We start from the raw sequence: 18,999 nt of genomic DNA, 5'->3' as shown, positions 1-18,999 counted from the left end.
AAGCTAATTTTTTGAAAAAATGAATAATTATTAATTGTAGACTTCTCTTTTCTCGTCTATAATTATTGACGTTTCAATCGTCTCTTTACTTCGGTACAAAGGTGATGTGGTAAAATTTTACAGACAAAAAAGAGAGAGTCGGGAAGGGTGGAGAGTACATGCAAACAACAGAGAGAGAAATCGTAGGAAAAGAAAACCTGAATCCATTTGAGATCGTACAAAAGCAAATTGATGCGGCTGCATCCTTGCTGGGATTGCCTAGCACTGCTGTAGAAATACTGAAGCATCCCAAGCGGGTAGTCTGTGTCAGCTTCCCCGTCAAAATGGATGATGGCAGTGTTCGCGTATTCGAAGGCTATCGTTCCCAACATAATGACGCGATTGGTCCTACGAAGGGTGGAATTCGTTTCCATCCAGACGTAACACTAGATGAAGTAAAGGCACTCTCCATGTGGATGACCTTTAAATGCGGCGTAGTCGGCCTGCCTTATGGCGGTGGAAAAGGCGGAGTCATCTGTGATCCGCATGATTTCAGCAAAGGCGAGCTGGAGCGCATCAGCCGCGGCTTCATGGAGGCAATCGCGGATATCGTCGGTCCGGATAAGGATATTCCGGCACCGGATGTTTATACAACGCCACAGATCATGGGTTGGATGATGGATACATTCAGCCGCTTGAAAGGCGCATACTCGCCAGGCGTCATTACGGGGAAACCGCTGATCATCGGCGGCTCCAAAGGACGCAGCGAAGCCACTGCTCAAGGCTGTGTATTTACAATCCTGGAGGCGTTGAAAGAATTGGGCCGCAAGCCGGAGGAGACGACAGTCGCGATCCAAGGCTTCGGAAATGCCGGACGCATCTCGGCCAAACTGCTTGCTGAGCTTGGCTTTATCATCGTGGCGGTGAGCGACTCGCGCGGAGGCATCTACGATCCGAACGGTTTGGACGTGGATAAAGTTGGTCAATTGAAGGATACCGGCTCGATCCAGGATTATGAAAACGGCAAAAAGATCTCCAACGCAGAACTGTTGGAGCTTGATGTAGATATTTTGATTCCAGCGGCATTGGAAAATGTCATCACGGGTGCAAACGCCGAGCGTGTTCGCGCCAAGGTGATTGCCGAGGCAGCCAACGGTCCGACAACACCGGATGCGGATGTTATCCTGCGCAAAAATGGTGTCGTAGTGATTCCGGACATCTTGGCGAATGCCGGGGGTGTGACCGTCTCCTACTTCGAGTGGGTGCAAAACCTGATGCACCACTACTGGTCGGAAACAGAAGTAAATGAGAAGCTGCAAACGGCGATGGTAGAAGCCTATGCGGCGGTTCGCGCACTGGCTGAGAAATACGGAGTAGATATGCGCACAGGTGCGTATATGGTCTCCTTGCTGCGGATTACGCAAGCCATGGAGGCGCGCGGCTGGATCTAATATAGCAAGCAGGACCTCTTGTCCCCTTTTGGGCGGCAGAGGTCTTTTTCATACCAGTATTGAATATTTTGGCAGGAAGTTGAGTATAGTTGTCGAATTTCTCGGAATTACGATTTTTTCCCTGCTCGAAAAGCAGATGGAAAGGGGGATATTACATCATGCCAATCAAAGTGCCAGATGGATTGCCAGCTACGGAAGTGTTAGCCAACGAGAACATTTTTGTGATGCCGGAAAGTCGTGCCTTTACCCAGGATATACGACCTTTGCGCATCGTTATCCTAAATTTGATGCCTGTCAAGGAAACGACGGAGACCCAACTGCTTCGATTGCTCGGGAATACGCCGCTGCAGGTCGAGATCGTTCTGCTGCACATGTCGAGCCATACCTCGAAAAATACGTCGGAGGAGCATCTTTCTTCGTTCTATCATACGTTTGAAGATATTCGACACCAACGCTTCGACGGGATGATCATTACAGGAGCGCCCGTAGAGCAGCTTGATTTCGAGGAAGTCACCTACTGGAAGGAACTGCAGACGATTCTCGACTGGAAGATGGAAAATGTCACTTCCACCCTGCACATCTGCTGGGGAGCGCAAGCAGGGCTGTATCATCATTACGGGGTTCCGAAGCATCCGCTGCCGGAAAAAATGTTCGGGATATTTCCTCATACGGTCAACCAGCAGAATATCAAATTGTTCCGTGGCTTTGACTCGTATTTCTATGTTCCGCATTCGCGGCATACCGAGAACCGCAGAGAGGACATCGAAAAGGTAGCGGAGCTGGAGATTCTCTCCGAGTCGGAGGAATCGGGCGTATATATCGTCGCGAGCCGGGATGGACGCCAGATCTTCGTGACGGGCCATTCCGAATACGATCCGCATACCCTGCAGGATGAGTACCAGCGCGATGTCGGCAAGGGACTGGATATTGCGGTGCCGCGACACTACTACCCCAAGGACGATCCAACCAAAGCCCCGATCGTCACCTGGCGCTCCCATGCCAATCTGTTGTTCTCCAATTGGCTGAACTACTATGTATACCAAGAAACTCCTTACGATCTGAACAATCCCAAGTAAGGACTATGCCATCCGCCTCGTGCGGGTGGTTTTTTAATTTTTCACTAAAAAAGCAGGACAACCAGGGAAAGCTGGCTGAGGAAAAAGGGGAGATAAGCGAAGGCATTTGGGATCTTGACCAAGCCGGGAACGGAAAAGGCGGAACACGTATTCAGCGGCCAACCTTGAATGACTTCTTCGAAGTCGGCTGCTTTTGGCCGCGGTTTCGCCTTTGGAGTGGGAGGCGGCCAGGGATGACCCCCAGTAAAGATCCCACCCCGCCTGAGCGTTCTCTCCTTTTTCCTCTCCTCCACTACAGCCCGTGGACTACCAGATACAAAGTGGCTGGATTCGGGAACATCATGCACCTGGAGGTAGGCATGCGCATATAGATACTCATGATGGGAACGAAGACGAAGGAGGCAGCTTATGATCTGGATTGCTGGACGACAGGTAAATCCCTTGATGCTGCAAGCGGAATGGGGATTGAACGATGTGCAGCAGGAAATTGTCCATAGGATGGCCGCTAGCCGCGATGTATTTGAATATGCTTCAGCGGACGTCTTGCGCTTCGAGCTGAAGCTGCGGGATCATCTGGTCAAATCAGCACGAGCGCTGTATATGAGTGGAATTGCTTTTTCAGACTTTGAGAATTCGCGAAGCAACCCGGAGTTCTGGGAGCAGACCGAGCTGGGAGGCTTTCGCTTGCGTCCGGGTGTCCCTCCTTCTCGTGGGATTATTGATATCTTTCAAAATGGCAGGCTTTACGCCACTGAGTGTGCGACTGCGATGGTCATCATCTTGTACCATGCCGTATTGAAGTCGATCCGGGAGGCGGATTTTGAGCGATTGTTCGCAGACATGATTTTGTACGATTGGCGTTACGATCAAGATTTGGACTTGCAGACCCTTCCGACAAACACATTCTTGCCTGGCGACATCCTCTACTTCGCCAATCCGGATTACGATCCGAGCAAACCGCACTGGCAGGGGGAAAATGCCGTCTTTCTGGGGGGAGGCTTGTACTATGGTCACGGGGCAGGCATTCGGACAGCCCCTTCCCTGATCGCGTTTTTGAATGAAAACAGAAGGCCAGGCGCCATGCGTTCTGCTTATTTGGTGTCGCAGGCGACGCGTCCGGGATTCGCTTACCTGGCCCCCTTTGACAATATGAGGGGGAGCATTTCCTATGTCGACCACAGGGGCGGATTCCCCGATATTCTGGAGACAGGAGTGCGGATCAAGGCAGAGATTGGCTCCTTTTATTGGGAAGGCTGAGCGATACAAGAAAAACGCCTCGCAATCCACACGGGATGCGGGGCGTTTTTACACGGATGTCACAGGCGATTCAGCGTAAATAAGGACAGATCGTGCACAGTCCTGCCGTCGGTCAGAAGCTGGCTGGCTGCTTCCCCGATCGCACTGGCGAATTTAAAGCCGTGCCCGGAGAAGCCGGCGGTAATGACGACGTGTTCGTGCTCGGGATGACGGTCGATCAGGAAATGCTCATCCGGAGTCAGGGTGTAGATGCAGACGCGACCCTGCTGCAGAGGGCCTGCTGCTTGCGGCATGTAGGCTTCGAGAAAGGAGCGGACATCTCCCTCATCCGATGGATACGTGCCAAAGGTGCGGTCCAGCTGGTCGGGATCAATCGGGTGTCCTCCGTCGTGACGGCCGATTTTGACTCCGGTTCCATCGACGCTGGGAAAGCCGTAGTAAGTGGAATCCTCCAGCTCAAAGACGAAAGCGGGAAACTTCTCCGAGCTGTACAGCTGCTCATCTGCTGCAAACCAGGCTACGGTCTTGCGAGTAGGCACAAGCGGAAGCTGGAGCCCCAACGACCGCAGCAAAGCCGGATTCCACGCTCCCGCACTCAACAACAGTTTCTCACCTCGATAAGTTCCCTGATCCGTAGTGACCGTGACGTGGTCTGGTTCGACCTGCACGTCTGTTACTCGCGTATGAGTCAGCAGGACAGCCCCCTGACGCGTAGCCAGCTCACGGTAAGCCGTGATGCAGCGTTCGGAATACAGGACACCGGCGTTTGACTCGTAGCAACCGTAGAAGCTGTCGGGCAGATTCATCCCTTTCCAGCGTTCGTTGATCTCCTCTGCACTCATGACCTCCAACGGCAGGGAGAATTGTTTGGCCGACACTTGCATTTCCGCTAAAAACGGGCTTCCAAGCGGTCCTGCCCCCAATACGCCAGTTCGTGCAAAAAGCGTCATCCCCGACAGTCCGGCAAGCTCCTCCCATAGTTGTTGCGCCCGCAGCGCAAGCGGTACATACTGGACGCCTTCCCCGTAGGCGTGCCGGATAATTCGCGTGTCGCCGTGGTGGCTGCCCATCGTGTGAGGAGGATCGAAAGCATCGAGAAGCAGTGTACGAACGCCTTTTTTCGCCAGTTCGTATCCGGCGGCCATCCCGACTGATCCGGCTCCTATCACGATTACATCAAAGTTCTCCATCCCGGTTCTCCCCTTTATTCACGTATGGCTGGTTGAGTTCAAATTGTGCATGTTTTCTGATCTTACGCACTATGATAGTGATAATGACAGAGCTGTACAAGAAGTCCAGCAAAAAGGGCTGCTTTGACAGCAGTACGAACGGCAGATCGGGTAGCGGGGGTACTGGCATGGAAGACCTATTGATGGGAAGCATTTTATCGGCGATGGCGACCGGAGCGGGAGCACTGCCGATTCTCTTTTTCCGGACCGTCACGCATCGCTGGCGGGATATTCTGCTGGCCTTTACGGCCGGGATCATGATGGCGGCTGCGACATTCAGCCTGATCCCCCAAGCGCTGAGCAAAGACAGCTTTCTGATCGTCTGCTTGGGCGTGCTGACCGGCATGCTGGTGCTGACTCTTCTGGAAAGCGTCATTCCGCACATTGACCTGGAGCACTCGCAATTGAATCTCTCGATGGATACCCAGGCGATATTGGTTCTTTCGGCGATCACCCTGCACAATATTCCTGAAGGCTTGTCCGTCGGCGTCAGCTACTCCGGCGACCAGAACGGCCTTGGCGGACTGATAGCCTTGGCGATCGGACTTCAGAACGCGCCTGAGGGGTTCCTTGTGGCGCTTTTTTTGATCAATCAGCGCGTGAGCAGACTCAAGGCTTTTTTTCTGGCGACGATGACGGGTTCGGTGGAGGTCGTGTCAGCCATCAGCGGGTACTATTTGACGAATGTTGTAGATGGATTGGTGCCGTACGGCTTGTCCTTCGCGGCAGGAGCCATGCTGTTTATTGTCTACAAGGAATTGATTCCGGAGAGTCACGGCGATGGTCACGCCGGAGCGGCTACCCTCTCCTTTATTATTGGTTTGCTGGTGATGATCGGGCTTACGGAATGGCTGAAATAGGGATGGATCGGGAAACGTTCAAAAAGAGTTCCGATTTTTACGCAACTTCCTCTCACAAATCGACACCAAATTACCGAAACCATATATAGATAGATTTGATTACGGAAGTTAGGGAGTGTCACAATGGAAAAATCGACCGTAATAGGTGTCGTACTAGGAGTCGTGGCCGTAGTTGTCGGGATGATCTTGAAACACGCCAGCCCGGCAGCGCTGCTGAACGGTGCTGCCTTCATGATTATTATCGTGGGTACTATCGCCGCAATTTTAAATGCGTTTCCCTTGTCAGAGGTAAAGCGGGTACCTGCTTTGTTCAAAATTCTGTTTACCGAGCGGAAACTCCCTGAAAAACGTGAACTGATTGGTCAATTCATGAACTGGGCTTCCATTGCCCGCCGCGAGGGCCTGCTTGCTTTGGAAAACACTTCGGATGAAATCGAAGACCCATTCCTGCGCAACGGAATGAAAATGATCATTGACGGTGGAGAGCCTGATTTTGTGCGAGATGTGCTGAATGAAGAGATCCACGCGATTGAAGAGCGGCATCACGCCAACGCCTTGATTTTCACGCAGGCAGGTTCGTATGCTCCGACGCTTGGGGTGTTGGGCGCGGTCGTAGGTCTCATCTCGGCGCTTGGCAACCTGAGCGATATTGACGCGCTCGGCCTCTCCATTTCGGCTGCGTTCGTCGCGACGCTGCTCGGGATTTTTACCGGTTATGTTCTCTGGCATCCATTCGCCAATAAATTGAAACGCAAATCCAAGCAGGAAATCGAAATCAAAAAAATCATGGTAGAGGGACTTCTCTCCATTCAAGCCGGGGTCTCCCCAGCCGCGATCGAGCAAAAGCTGCTTGTCTACATTCCGTTCAAGGAGCGCGCTGATGTCAAGGAGGAGACAAAGGAGGAAGGAGCTGCGGTAAATGGCTAAACGACCGAAGAAAAGTCCTCCGCATGAAGAACATGTGGACGAGTCTTGGCTGATTCCGTACGCTGATATTCTCACTCTTCTTCTGGCGCTGTTCATCGTGTTGTTTGCATCCAGCGAGATGGATGCGAAGAAGTTCGACCAGATGGTGAAGTCCTTCAATGTCGCATTGAACGGCGGGGTAGGCGTCTTGAATCAGCCGAGCCCGGTCCCGCTTGACCCCCTTATGGCCCAACAGACCTTGCACAAGGGAGCACAGGAGGCAGAGAAGACAGAGGAAGAGAAGAAGCTGGAGGAAGCCATCCGCAAAGAGACAGAGGACCTGAAGCAGCTGCAATCGCAGCTCGAGGGGTACATCAAGACGAACAAGCTGGAGGACAAGCTCCAGACCAAGATGACGGAAGAGGGGTTGCTGATCACGATCCTGGACAATGCGCTGTTTGACTCGGGGAAGGCAGATCTGAAGCCGGAAGCGCGTAAGCTGGCGACGGAGATGGCGACCATGCTCGTCCCACATCCGAAGAAAGTAACGGTTACGGGACACACGGACAATGTGCCGATCAACCGCGCAGAGTTTCCTTCCAACTGGGATTTGAGCGTCAAGCGCTCCGTCAACTTCTTAAAGGTCCTTCTGGAAAACCCCAATCTGGACCCGTCAAAATTCAGCGCAACCGGAATGGGAGAGTATCATCCGGTCGCACCGAATACCTCGGCAGAAGGACGAGCCAAGAACCGTCGGGTAGAGGTAGCCATCCTGCGTGATATGGCTTCTACTCCCAAGAACAGCATCAATCCATAATAGTCGATAATAGCAGAAAGGATAGTGCCGTAACGGGCGTTATCCTTTTTTGCGTAGTACCGCGATACCTTGACAAGGAAGGGGAGATAGGGGGATAATAGGCTTATAACAAAGTAAACAAATCGGAATTAATGAAATATAAATGAGGTGAAAGGAATGGAACGGACATTCCACATCAAAAGTGGCAGTATTTCCTTGGCAGCGACGCTTCACGAACCGGCTTCCTTCGCAGGCAAGGGGTCATCCAAGTATCCGCTTGTCGTGATCTGCCACGGATTTGTTGGCAGCCGGGTTGGTGTGAACCGTTTGTTCGTCAAGGCAGCCCGCGATTTGGCCGACCAGGGCTGGGCTGTGCTTCGTTTTGACTACGGGGGCTGCGGTGAGAGCGACGGAGAATACGGTGCCGGAGGAATTGACGTGTTGCTGCAACAGACACGTGACGTTCTCCGCTACGCGTTTCAATTGGAGCGCGTGGACACGAGCAGGGTTGTACTGCTGGGACACAGCCTGGGCGGAGCAGTAGCGATGATTGCTGCCAGTCAGGAGCCGCGTATTCGATCGCTGGTGCTGTGGGCTGCGGCAGCGCGTCCGTATGAAGATATTACCCGTATCGTAGGGGCACAGAGGTATCAGGAAGCTTTGGCGACAGGTCACACCGATTATCTGGGCTACCAGCTTGGGAAAGGCTTTTTCCAATCCCTTCAAGCTGCCCAACCGCTGTCTCAGGCTGCTCATTTTACCGGGGACATCCTGCTGCTGCATGGCAATCGGGACGATGTGATCCCGCTGGATGCGATGTTTCATTATGAACGGGAGCTGCGCTTGCGCCAGAAGGGCAGCTCCGAAAGCGAGATCGTGCTTGGCGCCGATCATACCTTCTCCTCTACAGAAGGCTACCAAAAGCTGATCGCCAGTACGGCAGGCTGGATCAAAAGACAGACAGGCATTATGTCCCATCTCGCTGTTTAAGCGGGAACAAAAGAGAAATCGCTTATTTTCAAAAGGAGGCGAGGATCCTCCTTGAATGGAAAATAAGCGATTTTTTTTTGCTCAGTATTTCCAGGCAGAGGCGGTCGGTACACTGTGTTCCGGACGAATTCGGTCCTATGTTAAAATAGCAGAATAACGTACACTGAGGTAGAAAAAGCGAGGTGGATAGAAGTGAAAGCGTATTTGTACCGCCTCCGCTTTGTTGTATCCGTCATTGCAGCGACGGTTCTCCCGATTCTCATCACTGGTATCGTCCTGCAGAAAGCAGCGGAGCAAGCATTGTTGGATGAAAAAAAGCAGAAGCTGATTGCGATTACGGAGCAGATGGATTTTGCCTTGACGCAAACCTATGAGGAAATGATCGCGGAGATGGGGGGAACGAATGCCTCCCGTGAGGAGAAAATCCGCTTGTTGAACAGCAAGCTGGAACCGCTTACAAATGAAATAGCGGCCGCGCATCCGGGTATCGGGGTAGGGTATTACGCAAAAGAGCTGGATGCGATCCTGACGTATGGTCCTGGCACGGAAAGCTCGCATGTCGGCAAATCGATTGCGCCGGATCACCCGGGTAGAGAGGTATTAAGGACACGGCAGCCGGATGTGGTTATCGGTCAGCAGGTTCGAGGCAATATCATGAACGCCATGATTCCGCTCATTCGGGATGGAGATATCATCGGCTATGTATGGGCCAATGAATTGATGTCCAGCATCGACGTGCAATTGACCGGGATGAGGCAGAGTATTTACATCATTTTGGGGATCGGCTGTATCGTTGCAGCAGTTGTCAGCGGTCTTCTGGTACATCGGCTGGAAGTTATTTTGGCGGAGATCAAAAGCGGGCTGAGACGGCTCAGCTTTGATTTGTCCTTTCGCATGAAGCGTCTGGAAGGCGAGCCGGGTGAAATAACAAGCGCGATCAACAAACTGGCCAGTGATTTGCAGGCGAGCCGCAGTCATACGGAAACGATGATGGATAGCATGGAAAACGGCGTGATCGCCCTGGATCAGGATGGACGCCTGACAGCCTGGAATGGGTCTGCTGCCAGTCTGACCGGATTGGAGAACGAGGCGAGAGGAGAGCGGTACGAGCAGGTTTTCGCCCATAGTCCGGTGCTGCTCGATATGATTACACAGGCGCTGCAAAACGCCGAGACGAATCAGGAGCTGGAATGGCGGCATCCGCACTCGGAGCGCGGGCTGCTATATATCAAGGTGAGCACGTCGACGTGGAAAGGAACAATGGACGAGGTTCTGGGAGTGATCGTAGTCCTGGAGGACCGTACGGAGTGGAAGCAGATGGAGGCACGATTGGCTCAGGCGGAGCGGCTGGCGGTGATCGGCGAATGGGCGACAAGCATCGCTCATGAGGTGCGCAATCCGCTGACCTCCATCAAAGCATTTACGCAGATCATCGAGGAAGAATTGCCTGACAAGCACGACAGTCGCGAATATACCAGCATCATTATGGAGGAGGTCGAGCGGCTCAATCGTTTTGCGGACGAACTTCTGATGTTTTCACGGCCTTCGGAGGAAACCCATGCCTGGGTCAGCCTGGAGCAGGTCATCAGCCGCTCCGTCAAGCTGGTTCAGCGCAACGCAGCACAAAAAGGAATATCCATTCGGACGGAGATACCAGCGAATCTGCCGCTGGTGCTTGCTTCACCGGAGTTGTTGACACAGGTCTTTCTCAATATTTTGCTCAATGCTCTGCAAGCCGCACCAGCGGGCAAGAAGGTCTGGATCGAGACAGAAAGGCTGGCAGATCATGTCTGCATCCATGTGAGCAATGAAGGCTCTGCGATTTCCAAGGAAAATCTGTTTGCGATCTTTGAACCATTTTTTACTACAAAGCCGGCCGGAACTGGGCTGGGACTTGCGATTTCACAGCGCATCGTGCAGGCGTACGGCGGTCATATCTACGCCGAAAATATCGCGGAAGGCGTCCGCTTTACCGTAGAATTGCCAACTGGAAGAGAGGAGGAAGGCTTATGAGACGACGTGTTTTGTTAGTCGATGATGAAGCGAATGTACGCAAAGCCTTGTCGACGACACTTGGCAAAGTCGGATATGACATCAAGGAAGCGGCGAGCGGCGATGAAGCGTTGATGCAGGTGGAGAGCTTTCGTCCGGAAGTGGTCCTGCTGGATCTGCGGATGCCTGTGATGGATGGGATGGAGACCTTGCGCCGGATGAAGCAGCTGGACGGAACCCCTCCGAGAGTTGTCATGATGACCGCGTATGGTTCCGCCAGCGATGTGATGGAAGCGATGCGGCTGGGGGCATTCGATTACATTCAAAAGCCGTTTGATTTGGCTGCGGTCAAGCAGGTGGTAGCCGACGCCCTCGTGCATTCGGAGTACGAGGAGCTGCTCCCGGGACAAGAGTCTGGCGATGAGGGACAAGAGAGATCAGGGCTGATCGGGCTTAGTCCCGCGATGCAAAATGTGTACAAGCTGGTCGGCAGGGTGAGCATGTCGAAAGCAAATGTTCTGATCCAGGGTGAAAGCGGGACGGGAAAGGAGCTGATCGCCCGTGCGATTCACGCCAACAGTCCGAGGGCCAGTCAGCCGCTCATTCCGGTCAACTGCGGCGCCATTCCGGAAAATCTGCTGGAGAGTGAATTGTTCGGCTACGAACGAGGAGCGTTTACCGGTGCAGTTGGACGCAAGCAGGGCATGTTTGAGCTGGCTGATGGGGGAACCTTGTTCCTGGACGAGGTAGGCGAGCTAAGTCCTGCTTTGCAAGTCAAATTGCTGCGTGTCTTGCAGGATCGAAAGCTGATCCGGCTTGGAGGAGTAGAGCCGATCTCTATCGATGTTCGCGTGATTGCGGCAACCAATCGCAATCTGCAAGAGCGGATACGGCAGGAGCTGTTTCGCGAGGATCTCTATTACCGGCTGAATGTGGTGCCGATCCACATGCCCCCGCTGCGCGAGCGCAAAGAAGACATTCCTCTCCTAATTCGCCACTTCCTAGCCAAGTACAGCAGGGAGGCGGGAAAGGAAGGTCTGTATTTGTCTCAAGCCACGATGGAACTGCTGCTGGGATACCACTGGCCCGGCAATGTGCGCCAACTGGAAAACACTATCGAAAGAGCCGTTATTCTCGCCAGCGGACCATCCATACTCCCGGAGCATGTCCGGGGACATCTGCAGGAAGCCGGCGCGGCGGATCAGCCAGCGCCTGTTTCAGGCATCCGCTATGAGGGACGGACGATGCGCGAGATCCTTCAGGAGGTAGAGCGGGAAGCAATCGCCCGCGCTTTGCGCAAAGAGCGAGGCAACAAGCTGCAAACGGCGAAGCGGCTGGGCATTTCTCGTCGCGCCCTGCTGTACAAGATCGAAATGTACGGCTTGGAAATGAGCGAGGAAGAACAAGCATGAGTGCGCAAGTTGGTCACAAGGTGTGCAAAAAGTAGTCATTTCCCTATACGCAGATCATGTAAACGCATTCAATTTTGTCGATTTAAATAACTTTTTGTCTTTGGCATACCTCTTGCAATACCTAAAACACGAAATGATTTGTTTTTAGGAAGGGGTATGCATGTGTTTAGAGTCCTAACCAACGCATCTGTAAAAATGGTGCAGCGCTATTTGCCGGATGCCTTCTTGTTTGCTGTCATTCTTACCTTTATCGTTTTCCTGGGAGGCATTTTCATCAACGGCAAGTCGCCGATGGAGATGATCGGTTTTTGGGGAGGCGGGTTCTGGTCTCTGCTCGGCTTTACGATGCAGATGGTGCTGATCCTCATTACCGGACATACCTTGGCCAGTACGGATATCTGTAAAAAAGGACTGCGCTCCCTGGCTGGCCTCGCCAAATCGCCGGGGCAGGCAATTGTCCTCGTCACGTTGGTCTCCTGTGTGGCCAACTGGATCAACTGGGGCTTCGGGCTTGTCATCAGCGCATTGCTTGCGCGTGAATTGGCGAATCAGGTCGCGAAGGTAGACTATCGTCTGCTGGTAGCCAGCGCGTACAGCGGATTCGTCGTCTGGCACGGCGGCTTGGCTGGCTCCGTGCCGTTGACCATTGCTACTGAAAATCACAGCATGCAGGATGTCATCGGGATTATTCCAACGAGTGAAACCATGTTCTCTGTGATGAACCTGGCGATTGTGATCGCAATCATGATAGTACTTCCGATCGTGAACCGGCTGATGATGCCTGCGGAAAAAGACCGTATTGTCTTCAATGGGCAAGGAGCCGCGGTGGAAGAGACAGCAGCTGGTGCAGAGGCAATGGACGCCAACAGCCCGGCTGCGAAGATGGAAAACAGCAAGCTTCTTTCGATCCTGGTATCGTTAATGGGAATTGTCTATCTTGTTTCCTATTTTGCAGAAAAAGGCTTTTCGTTGAATCTGGATGTCGTCATCATGGCCTTTTTGTTCCTGGGGATCTTGCTGCACGGTACACCGCGCAAATTTTTGGATGCGATGAACGAAGCGGTCAAGACGACGAGCGGGATCGTGGTACAGTTTCCGTTTTACGCCGGGATCATCGGCATGATTACGGCGTCAGGGCTGGCTGCAACCATGTCCCAATGGTTTATCAGCATCTCCACGCCGACCACGTTCCCGCTGTTCACCTTCTGGAGCGCAGGCTTGCTCAACATCTTTATTCCATCCGGCGGCGGACAGTGGGCTGTGCAAGCGCCAATCATGCTGCCGGTGGCGACAGAGCTTGGCGTTTCCCATGCCAAAGTCGCGATGGCGATTGCCTGGGGCGATGCCTGGACCAACCTGATCCAGCCATTCTGGGCATTGCCTGTTCTGGCGCTGGCTGGACTGGGGGCGCGTGACATCATGGGATACTGTCTGATGCTGCTGTTTGTGACGGGAGCCATTATCAGCCTCGGCTTCCTGATTTTCTAAGCTTCATTTCACTCTTTTCAAAGAAGAACCGTTCGTGTACAATGTAGGGAAGTGTTTTCTAGGGTTCCGCGGAATTCGTCCGGTCTGGTCCGAGAGAAAACCCACGGCGAAGAGCCGTGCACACGGAGGGATAAAAGCCCGGGAGAGTATCGAAGTGATATTCTTTCGGGCTTTTTTGTCTTTTCGTCAGGGAATGATACAGGGAGAGAGGAGAGAAACATCGAAATGAATAAGACGTGGATGCTTGTCGTGCTGGCAGGTTTTTTTGAAGTGATGTGGGTGGCTGGTCTGAAGCACGCGGACAGCGTTCTGACGTGGGGATTGACGGCAATCGCCATTGTTGTCAGCTTTGGCGTACTGATCTACGCGGGTAAAAAGCTCCCGACCAGTACGGTGTACGCCGTCTTCGTCGGACTGGGAACGGCAGGAACAGTCGTCAGCGAGATGCTTTTTTTCGACGAGCCGTTTCGGTTGAGCAAGCTGATTCTGATCGCTTTGCTATTGGCAGGAATCATCGGACTGAAGCTGGCGACTCCTGAGCAGGCAGACTCGGTACGAGAGGAGGAGCGGGCATCATGACATGGGTTTCCCTGATTTTTGCCGGATTGTTTGAAGTCGTGGGCGTCATGGGGATGTCGATGGTAAATCGGGAGCGTACTGTCCGCTCGTACCTCATCCTTGTAGCAGGATTTGGCTTGAGCTTTGCTCTGCTTTCCTATGCCATGACAGGGATCGCGATGGGGACCGCTTACGCAGTTTGGACGGGCATCGGTACGGTTGGCAGCACAGTAGTTGGCATGTTTTTGTACGGAGAGTCAAAAGATAGAATGAGGCTCTTATGTATCGCGGTGATCGTCTGTTCCGTGATCGGATTGAAGCTGCTGGGATAAGATGGCAAGGAGGAGAGAATGAGGATGGCTTCATTGTGGGAAACCCTGAAAAAAGGAAACACGTCTTCAGCGACGGCAGCTCTGGGCAATACAGGTTTGGCAGTAGTCAAAGGCTTCGCTGCGGCGTACAGCGGCAGCGGGGCGATGTTTGCGTCTGCGATGCATTCTGTTGCGGATGCGGTCAATCAGGGCTTCGTTTTTTTCGGGAGTGTGCTGGGCGAAAAAAAGCCGACGCGCAGGTTTCCCACGGGCTTTGGAAGGGTCATCAACCTGTTTTGCATGGTCGCGGTGATCGTGGTGACCATCATGGCATACGAGACGATCAAAGAGGGATTCCATCTTCTTCAAGTTCCCGCTGTCTCGACGCATTTTTGGCTGAATGCCGTGATTCTGACACTGGCCATTCTCGTAGACGGGTTCGTTCTGATCAAAGCCATGAAGGAGATTGTGCATGAAACCCGCGTAGAGGCAAAGGGCTGGGGGATCGTGCCGTTAGCCTTTCGCAACGTGGGACGTGCGGCACCGCCGACCCGCCTGGTTTTTTATGAAGATCTGGTCGCCACGCTGGGGGCTGTTCTGGCATTGCTCGCTGTAGTCATGACACAGTTTACGACGTTTACCTGGCTGGACGGGATTGCGACGATTCTCATCGGCTTTTTGATGATCGGTGTTGGCTTTCGGGTGGGCTATGACAACATGGTAGGTTTGATTGGGGTCGCGGCTCCCAAGGAAGTGGAGGAGCGCGTGGCCAAGATCATTCTGCAGGACCCGGATGTGACTGATATCAATCGGCTGAGGATCGTCCAGGAAGGCCGCTTTTACCATGTAGAGAGCTATTTGGAGCTGCGGCCGGGCCTCATGCTGTCTGTGGCTGACGATATCAAGTTCAGAGTGCGTGACAGCCTGCTGGCCGACCCGGATATTAGCGATGTCACCTTGGGGATTCTGGAGGACAATGGCATTACGGATTGGAAGCCCGGGACAACGCCGGATTCAGATAGCGTCAGGCAAACAAGCAGTTAGCGGATTGCTTGCAAAAAGCAGAACTCCCGCACGCCAGGAAATGGCTGCGGGAGTTCTGCTTTTCGTTTATGGTCAGGATACGGTGAGCAGTTGTTCTGACATATCGGATTCATCCGAATTCATGCGGGTAATCAGAACGCGAGTCACACGATGATTATCCATTTCTTTTACGGTGAACAGATAGTTCTGCACTTCGACGAAAGCGTCTACAGCAATCTCTTCTTCCAATTGACTGTACAACCAGCCGCCGATGGTATCCACATCTTCGGATTCCAAATCAAACGGAAGGTAATCGTTCAGATGGGTCAACATCATCATGCCGGAAACGGAGAAGCCATTTTCCAGAATCTCGATGTCGGGCTGTTCATCGTCATCGAATTCGTCCTGAATATCACCGACGATCTCTTCCAGAATATCCTCCATCGTCACGAGACCGGCAGTACCGCCGTATTCATCGATAACAATCGCCATTTGGGAGCGTTTTTTCTGCAACAGACGCAGGACGGCGCTGATTTCCATCGACTCCGGCACGGTTGTGACCGGTCGCAGAAGCGATTCCAGCTCCACATGTCCGTTTTCCAGAGCCGCCAGGTAAAAGTCAGTGGCATGGACAAATCCAATGATATTGTCCTTGTCTTCATCTGCTACAGGCAGACGCGAGTGGCGTTGTGTTCGGATGATTTCGAGATTTTCTTCAAAGGTATTCGTGGTGTACAAGCAGATCATGTCGATACGCGGAACCATCGTCTCCCGAACCAGGGTCTCGGAGAAGTCAAAGACCTGCTCGACCAGGGTGAGTTCGGTCTGGTCAATATGCCCGCTTTGATGGCTTTGATTGACCAACAGACGAATTTCTTCCTCCGTATGGGCGGCTTCATGCTCTGTGAGGACCTCCAAGCCTAATCGTTTCATCATGGCATTGGCTGTCCCGTTCAGGAACCAGATAGCCGGGTAAAGCAATTTATGGAAGAACATCAAAGGCGCTGCAACCCACAGAGAAGTTTCTTCCGCTTTCTGAATCGCCAAAGATTTTGGTGCCAGCTCGCCAAGTACGATATGCAGGAACGTGATAATGGCGAACGCAATCCCGATCGAGATCGCCGAAATCAGGTAATCAGGAACACCCGCAAAACCCAGCAGCGGCTCCACAATCATGTGGGAAATGGCTGGTTCACCGACCCAACCGAGCGCAAGCGAGGATAACGTGATCCCGACCTGACATGCGGAAAGGTAAGCGTCAAGCTGCTGTGTAACCTTTTGGGCGTATTTGGCCCGTTTGTTCCCATCGTTGACCAACTGCGTGAGGCGAGTTTGCCGCACCTTGACGAGAGAAAACTCCGCGGCAACGAAAAAGCCGTTCAGAAATACAAGCAGAATAACAACTAGCAGGTTGAGCACTATCGGAACGCTGTCCAATGTGAAGGTTCATCCTCTCTTAAAATCTTTTTTCTTTTAAAAAATATTTTGTGTGGTACATGGTGGAAAATTTTGAATGTACACCTTCCTATCATACCTTGTTTTTGGCCAACAGACAAAACCGATATATCCCGATTCAGGGCATTTGCGCCCTTTTATCCGAGAAAATAGAGAATCTGATACCCTTTTCTCAGGTTTTTGCGCTCTGAGGCGGTGAATCAGAGCCCCTGCTGCAGCCATTGTTGGCTGATGACGAAGAAAATGGACAAGACTGCCGCCAGTCCCAAATAGGCAGCCAGCACTTTCCACTTGGTCGAAGCTGGCGCGACGTAATAGGTCGACAGACGATGCATCTGTTCTTCGACTTCCGTCAGCCTTTGACGTGCCACGCGCTCTCCTTCTTCCAGGGTAGGGGAAGGAGCGGGACGATTCGGGTCGCTGTCGATGAACAGCACGGGCTCTCGTTCCCATTCGCGGAAAAGCTCAAGGAGACGGTTCGTGTAGACTTTATCAAGCCGTTCACGATCACGCTGCAAGCGCTTCTCGTCATGAAGAAAGGGAATGAGAAAGCCTTTTTGCGGGGGCAACTGAGCCAATCGGCTTGCCCGCTCATTCAGGCTCATGCGCTTATCCCAGGAAGACTCCAGCGTGGGCCATTGGTCGATCTCCTGCAAGAATTCGTGGATCATTTCTTTTTCGGTTTGCAGCACTTGGTGCTGGTAGCTTTCACGCAGGCGGTTCCACCAGGTAACGAGACCGATGATGAAAATAAACACCATAATGGGTCCCGGCGAGAAGAACAGCATCGCACCCAAGCCGATCAATCCAATGAACCAGATCTTGGTCGACAGGACAGAGACGATGCGCCCTCCGTCCAGCGGCGAGATTGGCATCAAATTGAACAGATTGAGCAGAGCGCCGAGATAGACGACTAAAGCCCAGAAAGGGTCCTGGGTATACCAGTAGAGCGGAAGGGCAGGCAAAAACGACACAAGGCCTGCAAGCGGCCCGCCATAGGCGAGATAAGCCTCTGTTCCCGCATCCCTTGGGTGATCCTTCATGGAGATCATGGCCCCTGCAAACGGGATGAAAATGGCGGGAGACGTGGCGATCCCTTTGCGTTTAGCCGCGACGAGATGCCCCATTTCATGGACGAAAATCAAATAGACGATGGCGACGGCAAATTTCCAGCCGTAGAACATCGCATATGCCCCCAGGCTGATCGCCATGGAAAGCAGGGTCGTGCCAAATTTCGAAAACTTCAGTAACCCCAAAATCCACTTGAGATTGGCTAATAAAAACGCGCCAATGGCCAAAAGGACGGAGCCTCGTTTTTTCATTGATTGTTCCTCCTACTGTTGTCATGGGGGAATCCCTATTCCTCCAGCCGCGGATTAAAGAATGAAAAACCGTATTCCCCATATAACGGATTGTAGCGAAGCGTACCCCCATCGAAAAACCAGAAGTCGGATGGCCGGATGACGAATCGCAATCCTTCTACCTCAAAGATGGCATCCTCTGCCATGTATTCGTCTTTTTCGATCGCATAAAAAAGTCCGCCTGTACCCGGTCCGCTCGTTCTCGCATACAAGCGAAGGGTCTCGCCCGGCTCAAAACCGGCATAGCGTTGATAAGCGAGTGAGAACGCGGGCTCGATGACAAGCCTGATGCTCATGGACAAACCCCTCTCGTTGTTTTCATTCTCTATTGTACCATAAATGGAACGACGCCCATTCGCATGGAGCCGAATGGGCGCAAGGGGGAAGTTTATCCTAGTCCTTTCCTTTGCTGACATCCAAGGTCGGGTGCATGAATCTCGCTCCCTTGAATTGCTCGTTTTCCAGCAGTTCACGGTTCTCGCGCGTGTTCCAGCCGATGTCGTTGGTCGGGTGGACCCACCGGTCGCCCGCCATGACGGAGGGATCCGTATCAGTGCTCCACTGATTCAGCGGAGAGTTTTTTGAATCGTAAAAGCTGTCGCCGATGATGACCCCGAATTCGTTGACAAATGGTTCTTGGATCGAGAGGGGGGATGTCTTGTAGTCAGGTGCGCTGATTTGGTGTGGGAACGTGCCATCAATGGATTGCTTCTTCTTCTCGTCCATGAGATCAGGCCTCCTTTTCCGCAGCTTTCTGATCGTAGGATGTGTAAAGCAGACCCGTGTTATACCATGTCCGGCCGCTGCTGCGCCCAGCCCAATATGCTGATTTGCGCATAAGATGCAGATAGACGC

18 protein-coding genes and 1 riboswitch are annotated in these 18,999 nt (G+C 52.7%); of the genes, 13 read left to right on the top strand and 5 right to left on the bottom strand.

Annotated elements, in window-relative coordinates; translation table 11 throughout:
* Positions 1-158 precede the first annotated feature (158 nt).
* The 3 genes from EDM58_RS11920 to EDM58_RS11905 all read left to right on the top strand — a co-directional run bounded on the left by EDM58_RS11920 (position 159) and on the right by EDM58_RS11905 (position 3,763).
* Positions 159-1,430: a Glu/Leu/Phe/Val family dehydrogenase gene (locus EDM58_RS11920; RefSeq protein ID WP_122913543.1), complete on the top strand. Its 1,272-nt coding sequence runs from the start codon at positions 159-161 to the stop codon at positions 1,428-1,430.
* A gap of 158 nt (positions 1,431-1,588) precedes the next feature.
* Entirely contained in the window at positions 1,589-2,506 is a 918-nt protein-coding gene (gene metA / locus EDM58_RS11915; RefSeq protein WP_122913542.1) for a homoserine O-acetyltransferase MetA, read from the top strand.
* A gap of 408 nt (positions 2,507-2,914) precedes the next feature.
* The gene (locus EDM58_RS11905; protein WP_122913540.1) at positions 2,915-3,763 is read left to right on the top strand and encodes a protein-glutamine gamma-glutamyltransferase; all 849 of its coding nucleotides are present in this window, start codon (positions 2,915-2,917) and stop codon (positions 3,761-3,763) included.
* A 59-nt stretch (positions 3,764-3,822) separates the two neighbouring features.
* Here the strand turns inward: EDM58_RS11905 and solA are convergent, their stop codons facing one another.
* Complete coding sequence (gene solA / locus EDM58_RS11900) at positions 3,823-4,953, bottom strand: N-methyl-L-tryptophan oxidase (protein WP_122913539.1); 1,131 nt, start codon at positions 4,951-4,953, stop codon at positions 3,823-3,825.
* Between the two features lie 167 nt (positions 4,954-5,120).
* Here solA and EDM58_RS11895 point away from each other — a divergent pair, with 167 nt between their 5' ends.
* From EDM58_RS11895 to EDM58_RS11850, 10 genes are all read left to right on the top strand, one after another.
* On the top strand, positions 5,121-5,852 hold the full coding sequence (locus EDM58_RS11895; protein WP_122913627.1) for a ZIP family metal transporter: 732 nt from the start codon (positions 5,121-5,123) through the stop codon (positions 5,850-5,852).
* 123 nt (positions 5,853-5,975) lie between these two features.
* Complete coding sequence (gene motA, locus EDM58_RS11890) at positions 5,976-6,779, top strand: flagellar motor stator protein MotA (RefSeq protein ID WP_122913538.1); 804 nt, start codon at positions 5,976-5,978, stop codon at positions 6,777-6,779.
* Entirely contained in the window at positions 6,772-7,575 is an 804-nt protein-coding gene (motB, locus tag EDM58_RS11885; RefSeq protein ID WP_122913537.1) for a flagellar motor protein MotB, read from the top strand. Before motA ends, motB begins: the two co-directional genes overlap by 8 nt.
* Before the next feature lie 156 nt (positions 7,576-7,731).
* Positions 7,732-8,544, top strand: coding sequence for an alpha/beta hydrolase (locus tag EDM58_RS11880; RefSeq protein ID WP_122913536.1), 813 nt, complete (start codon positions 7,732-7,734; stop codon positions 8,542-8,544).
* A gap of 192 nt (positions 8,545-8,736) precedes the next feature.
* Positions 8,737-10,557 carry a two-component system sensor histidine kinase AtoS gene (gene atoS / locus EDM58_RS11875; protein WP_122913535.1) on the top strand — a complete coding sequence of 607 codons (1,821 nt, stop codon included), beginning with the start codon at positions 8,737-8,739 and terminating at the stop codon, positions 10,555-10,557.
* On the top strand, positions 10,554-11,948 hold the full coding sequence (locus EDM58_RS11870) for a sigma-54-dependent transcriptional regulator (protein ID WP_122913534.1): 1,395 nt from the start codon (positions 10,554-10,556) through the stop codon (positions 11,946-11,948). Before atoS ends, EDM58_RS11870 begins: the two co-directional genes overlap by 4 nt.
* A 162-nt stretch (positions 11,949-12,110) precedes the next feature.
* On the top strand, positions 12,111-13,436 hold the full coding sequence (locus EDM58_RS11865; protein ID WP_122913626.1) for a short-chain fatty acid transporter: 1,326 nt from the start codon (positions 12,111-12,113) through the stop codon (positions 13,434-13,436).
* A 47-nt stretch (positions 13,437-13,483) separates the two neighbouring features.
* Positions 13,484-13,583, top strand: a riboswitch (guanidine-I (ykkC/yxkD leader).
* Positions 13,584-13,661: 78 nt separating this feature from the next.
* Entirely contained in the window at positions 13,662-14,015 is a 354-nt protein-coding gene (locus tag EDM58_RS11860; RefSeq protein ID WP_122913533.1) for a DMT family transporter, read from the top strand.
* Positions 14,012-14,326 carry a DMT family transporter gene (locus EDM58_RS11855; RefSeq protein WP_122913532.1) on the top strand — a complete coding sequence of 105 codons (315 nt, stop codon included), beginning with the start codon at positions 14,012-14,014 and terminating at the stop codon, positions 14,324-14,326. The genes EDM58_RS11860 and EDM58_RS11855 overlap by 4 nt, the downstream gene beginning before the upstream one ends.
* A 24-nt stretch (positions 14,327-14,350) precedes the next feature.
* A complete protein-coding gene (locus tag EDM58_RS11850) occupies positions 14,351-15,349 on the top strand; it encodes a cation diffusion facilitator family transporter (RefSeq protein ID WP_122913531.1) in 999 nt (332 codons plus the stop codon).
* A gap of 72 nt (positions 15,350-15,421) precedes the next feature.
* Here the strand turns inward: EDM58_RS11850 and EDM58_RS11845 are convergent, their stop codons facing one another.
* The 4 genes from EDM58_RS11845 to EDM58_RS11830 form a co-directional block, all read right to left on the bottom strand.
* Positions 15,422-16,765: a hemolysin family protein gene (locus EDM58_RS11845; protein WP_122913530.1), complete on the bottom strand. Its 1,344-nt coding sequence runs from the start codon at positions 16,763-16,765 to the stop codon at positions 15,422-15,424.
* Between the two features lie 218 nt (positions 16,766-16,983).
* Positions 16,984-18,105, bottom strand: coding sequence for a site-2 protease family protein (locus tag EDM58_RS11840; protein WP_122913529.1), 1,122 nt, complete (start codon positions 18,103-18,105; stop codon positions 16,984-16,986).
* A 35-nt stretch (positions 18,106-18,140) separates the two neighbouring features.
* The gene (locus EDM58_RS11835) at positions 18,141-18,440 is read right to left on the bottom strand and encodes a (Fe-S)-binding protein (RefSeq protein ID WP_023556336.1); all 300 of its coding nucleotides are present in this window, start codon (positions 18,438-18,440) and stop codon (positions 18,141-18,143) included.
* 97 nt (positions 18,441-18,537) lie between these two features.
* Positions 18,538-18,870, bottom strand: a complete 333-nt coding sequence (locus tag EDM58_RS11830; protein ID WP_122913528.1) for a DUF3905 domain-containing protein — start codon at positions 18,868-18,870, stop codon at positions 18,538-18,540.
* Positions 18,871-18,999: the final 129 nt, after the last annotated feature.

The sequence above is a fragment of the Brevibacillus panacihumi genome (assembly GCF_003710985.1).
Taxonomy (GTDB): domain Bacteria; phylum Bacillota; class Bacilli; order Brevibacillales; family Brevibacillaceae; genus Brevibacillus; species Brevibacillus panacihumi.
The sequence above is the reverse complement of the archived record's forward strand: the minus strand, read 5'-3'. Positions and strand labels throughout refer to the sequence as shown.

What these genes read in the sequence shown, in the direction of transcription:
- EDM58_RS11920 (WP_122913543.1), top strand. Translation starts at nt 159, where the DNA reads ATGCAAACAACAGAGAGAGAAATCGTAGGAAAAGAAAACCTGAATCCA.
- metA (WP_122913542.1), top strand. Translation starts at nt 1,589, where the DNA reads ATGCCAATCAAAGTGCCAGATGGATTGCCAGCTACGGAAGTGTTAGCC.
- EDM58_RS11905 (WP_122913540.1), top strand. Translation starts at nt 2,915, where the DNA reads ATGATCTGGATTGCTGGACGACAGGTAAATCCCTTGATGCTGCAAGCG.
- solA (WP_122913539.1), bottom strand. Translation starts at nt 4,953, where the DNA reads ATGGAGAACTTTGATGTAATCGTGATAGGAGCCGGATCAGTCGGGATG.
- EDM58_RS11895 (WP_122913627.1), top strand. Translation starts at nt 5,121, where the DNA reads ATGGAAGACCTATTGATGGGAAGCATTTTATCGGCGATGGCGACCGGA.
- motA (WP_122913538.1), top strand. Translation starts at nt 5,976, where the DNA reads ATGGAAAAATCGACCGTAATAGGTGTCGTACTAGGAGTCGTGGCCGTA.
- motB (WP_122913537.1), top strand. Translation starts at nt 6,772, where the DNA reads ATGGCTAAACGACCGAAGAAAAGTCCTCCGCATGAAGAACATGTGGAC.
- EDM58_RS11880 (WP_122913536.1), top strand. Translation starts at nt 7,732, where the DNA reads ATGGAACGGACATTCCACATCAAAAGTGGCAGTATTTCCTTGGCAGCG.
- EDM58_RS11870 (WP_122913534.1), top strand. Translation starts at nt 10,554, where the DNA reads ATGAGACGACGTGTTTTGTTAGTCGATGATGAAGCGAATGTACGCAAA.
- EDM58_RS11860 (WP_122913533.1), top strand. Translation starts at nt 13,662, where the DNA reads ATGAATAAGACGTGGATGCTTGTCGTGCTGGCAGGTTTTTTTGAAGTG.
- EDM58_RS11855 (WP_122913532.1), top strand. Translation starts at nt 14,012, where the DNA reads ATGACATGGGTTTCCCTGATTTTTGCCGGATTGTTTGAAGTCGTGGGC.
- EDM58_RS11850 (WP_122913531.1), top strand. Translation starts at nt 14,351, where the DNA reads ATGGCTTCATTGTGGGAAACCCTGAAAAAAGGAAACACGTCTTCAGCG.
- EDM58_RS11840 (WP_122913529.1), bottom strand. Translation starts at nt 18,105, where the DNA reads ATGAAAAAACGAGGCTCCGTCCTTTTGGCCATTGGCGCGTTTTTATTA.
- EDM58_RS11835 (WP_023556336.1), bottom strand. Translation starts at nt 18,440, where the DNA reads ATGAGCATCAGGCTTGTCATCGAGCCCGCGTTCTCACTCGCTTATCAA.
- EDM58_RS11830 (WP_122913528.1), bottom strand. Translation starts at nt 18,870, where the DNA reads ATGGACGAGAAGAAGAAGCAATCCATTGATGGCACGTTCCCACACCAA.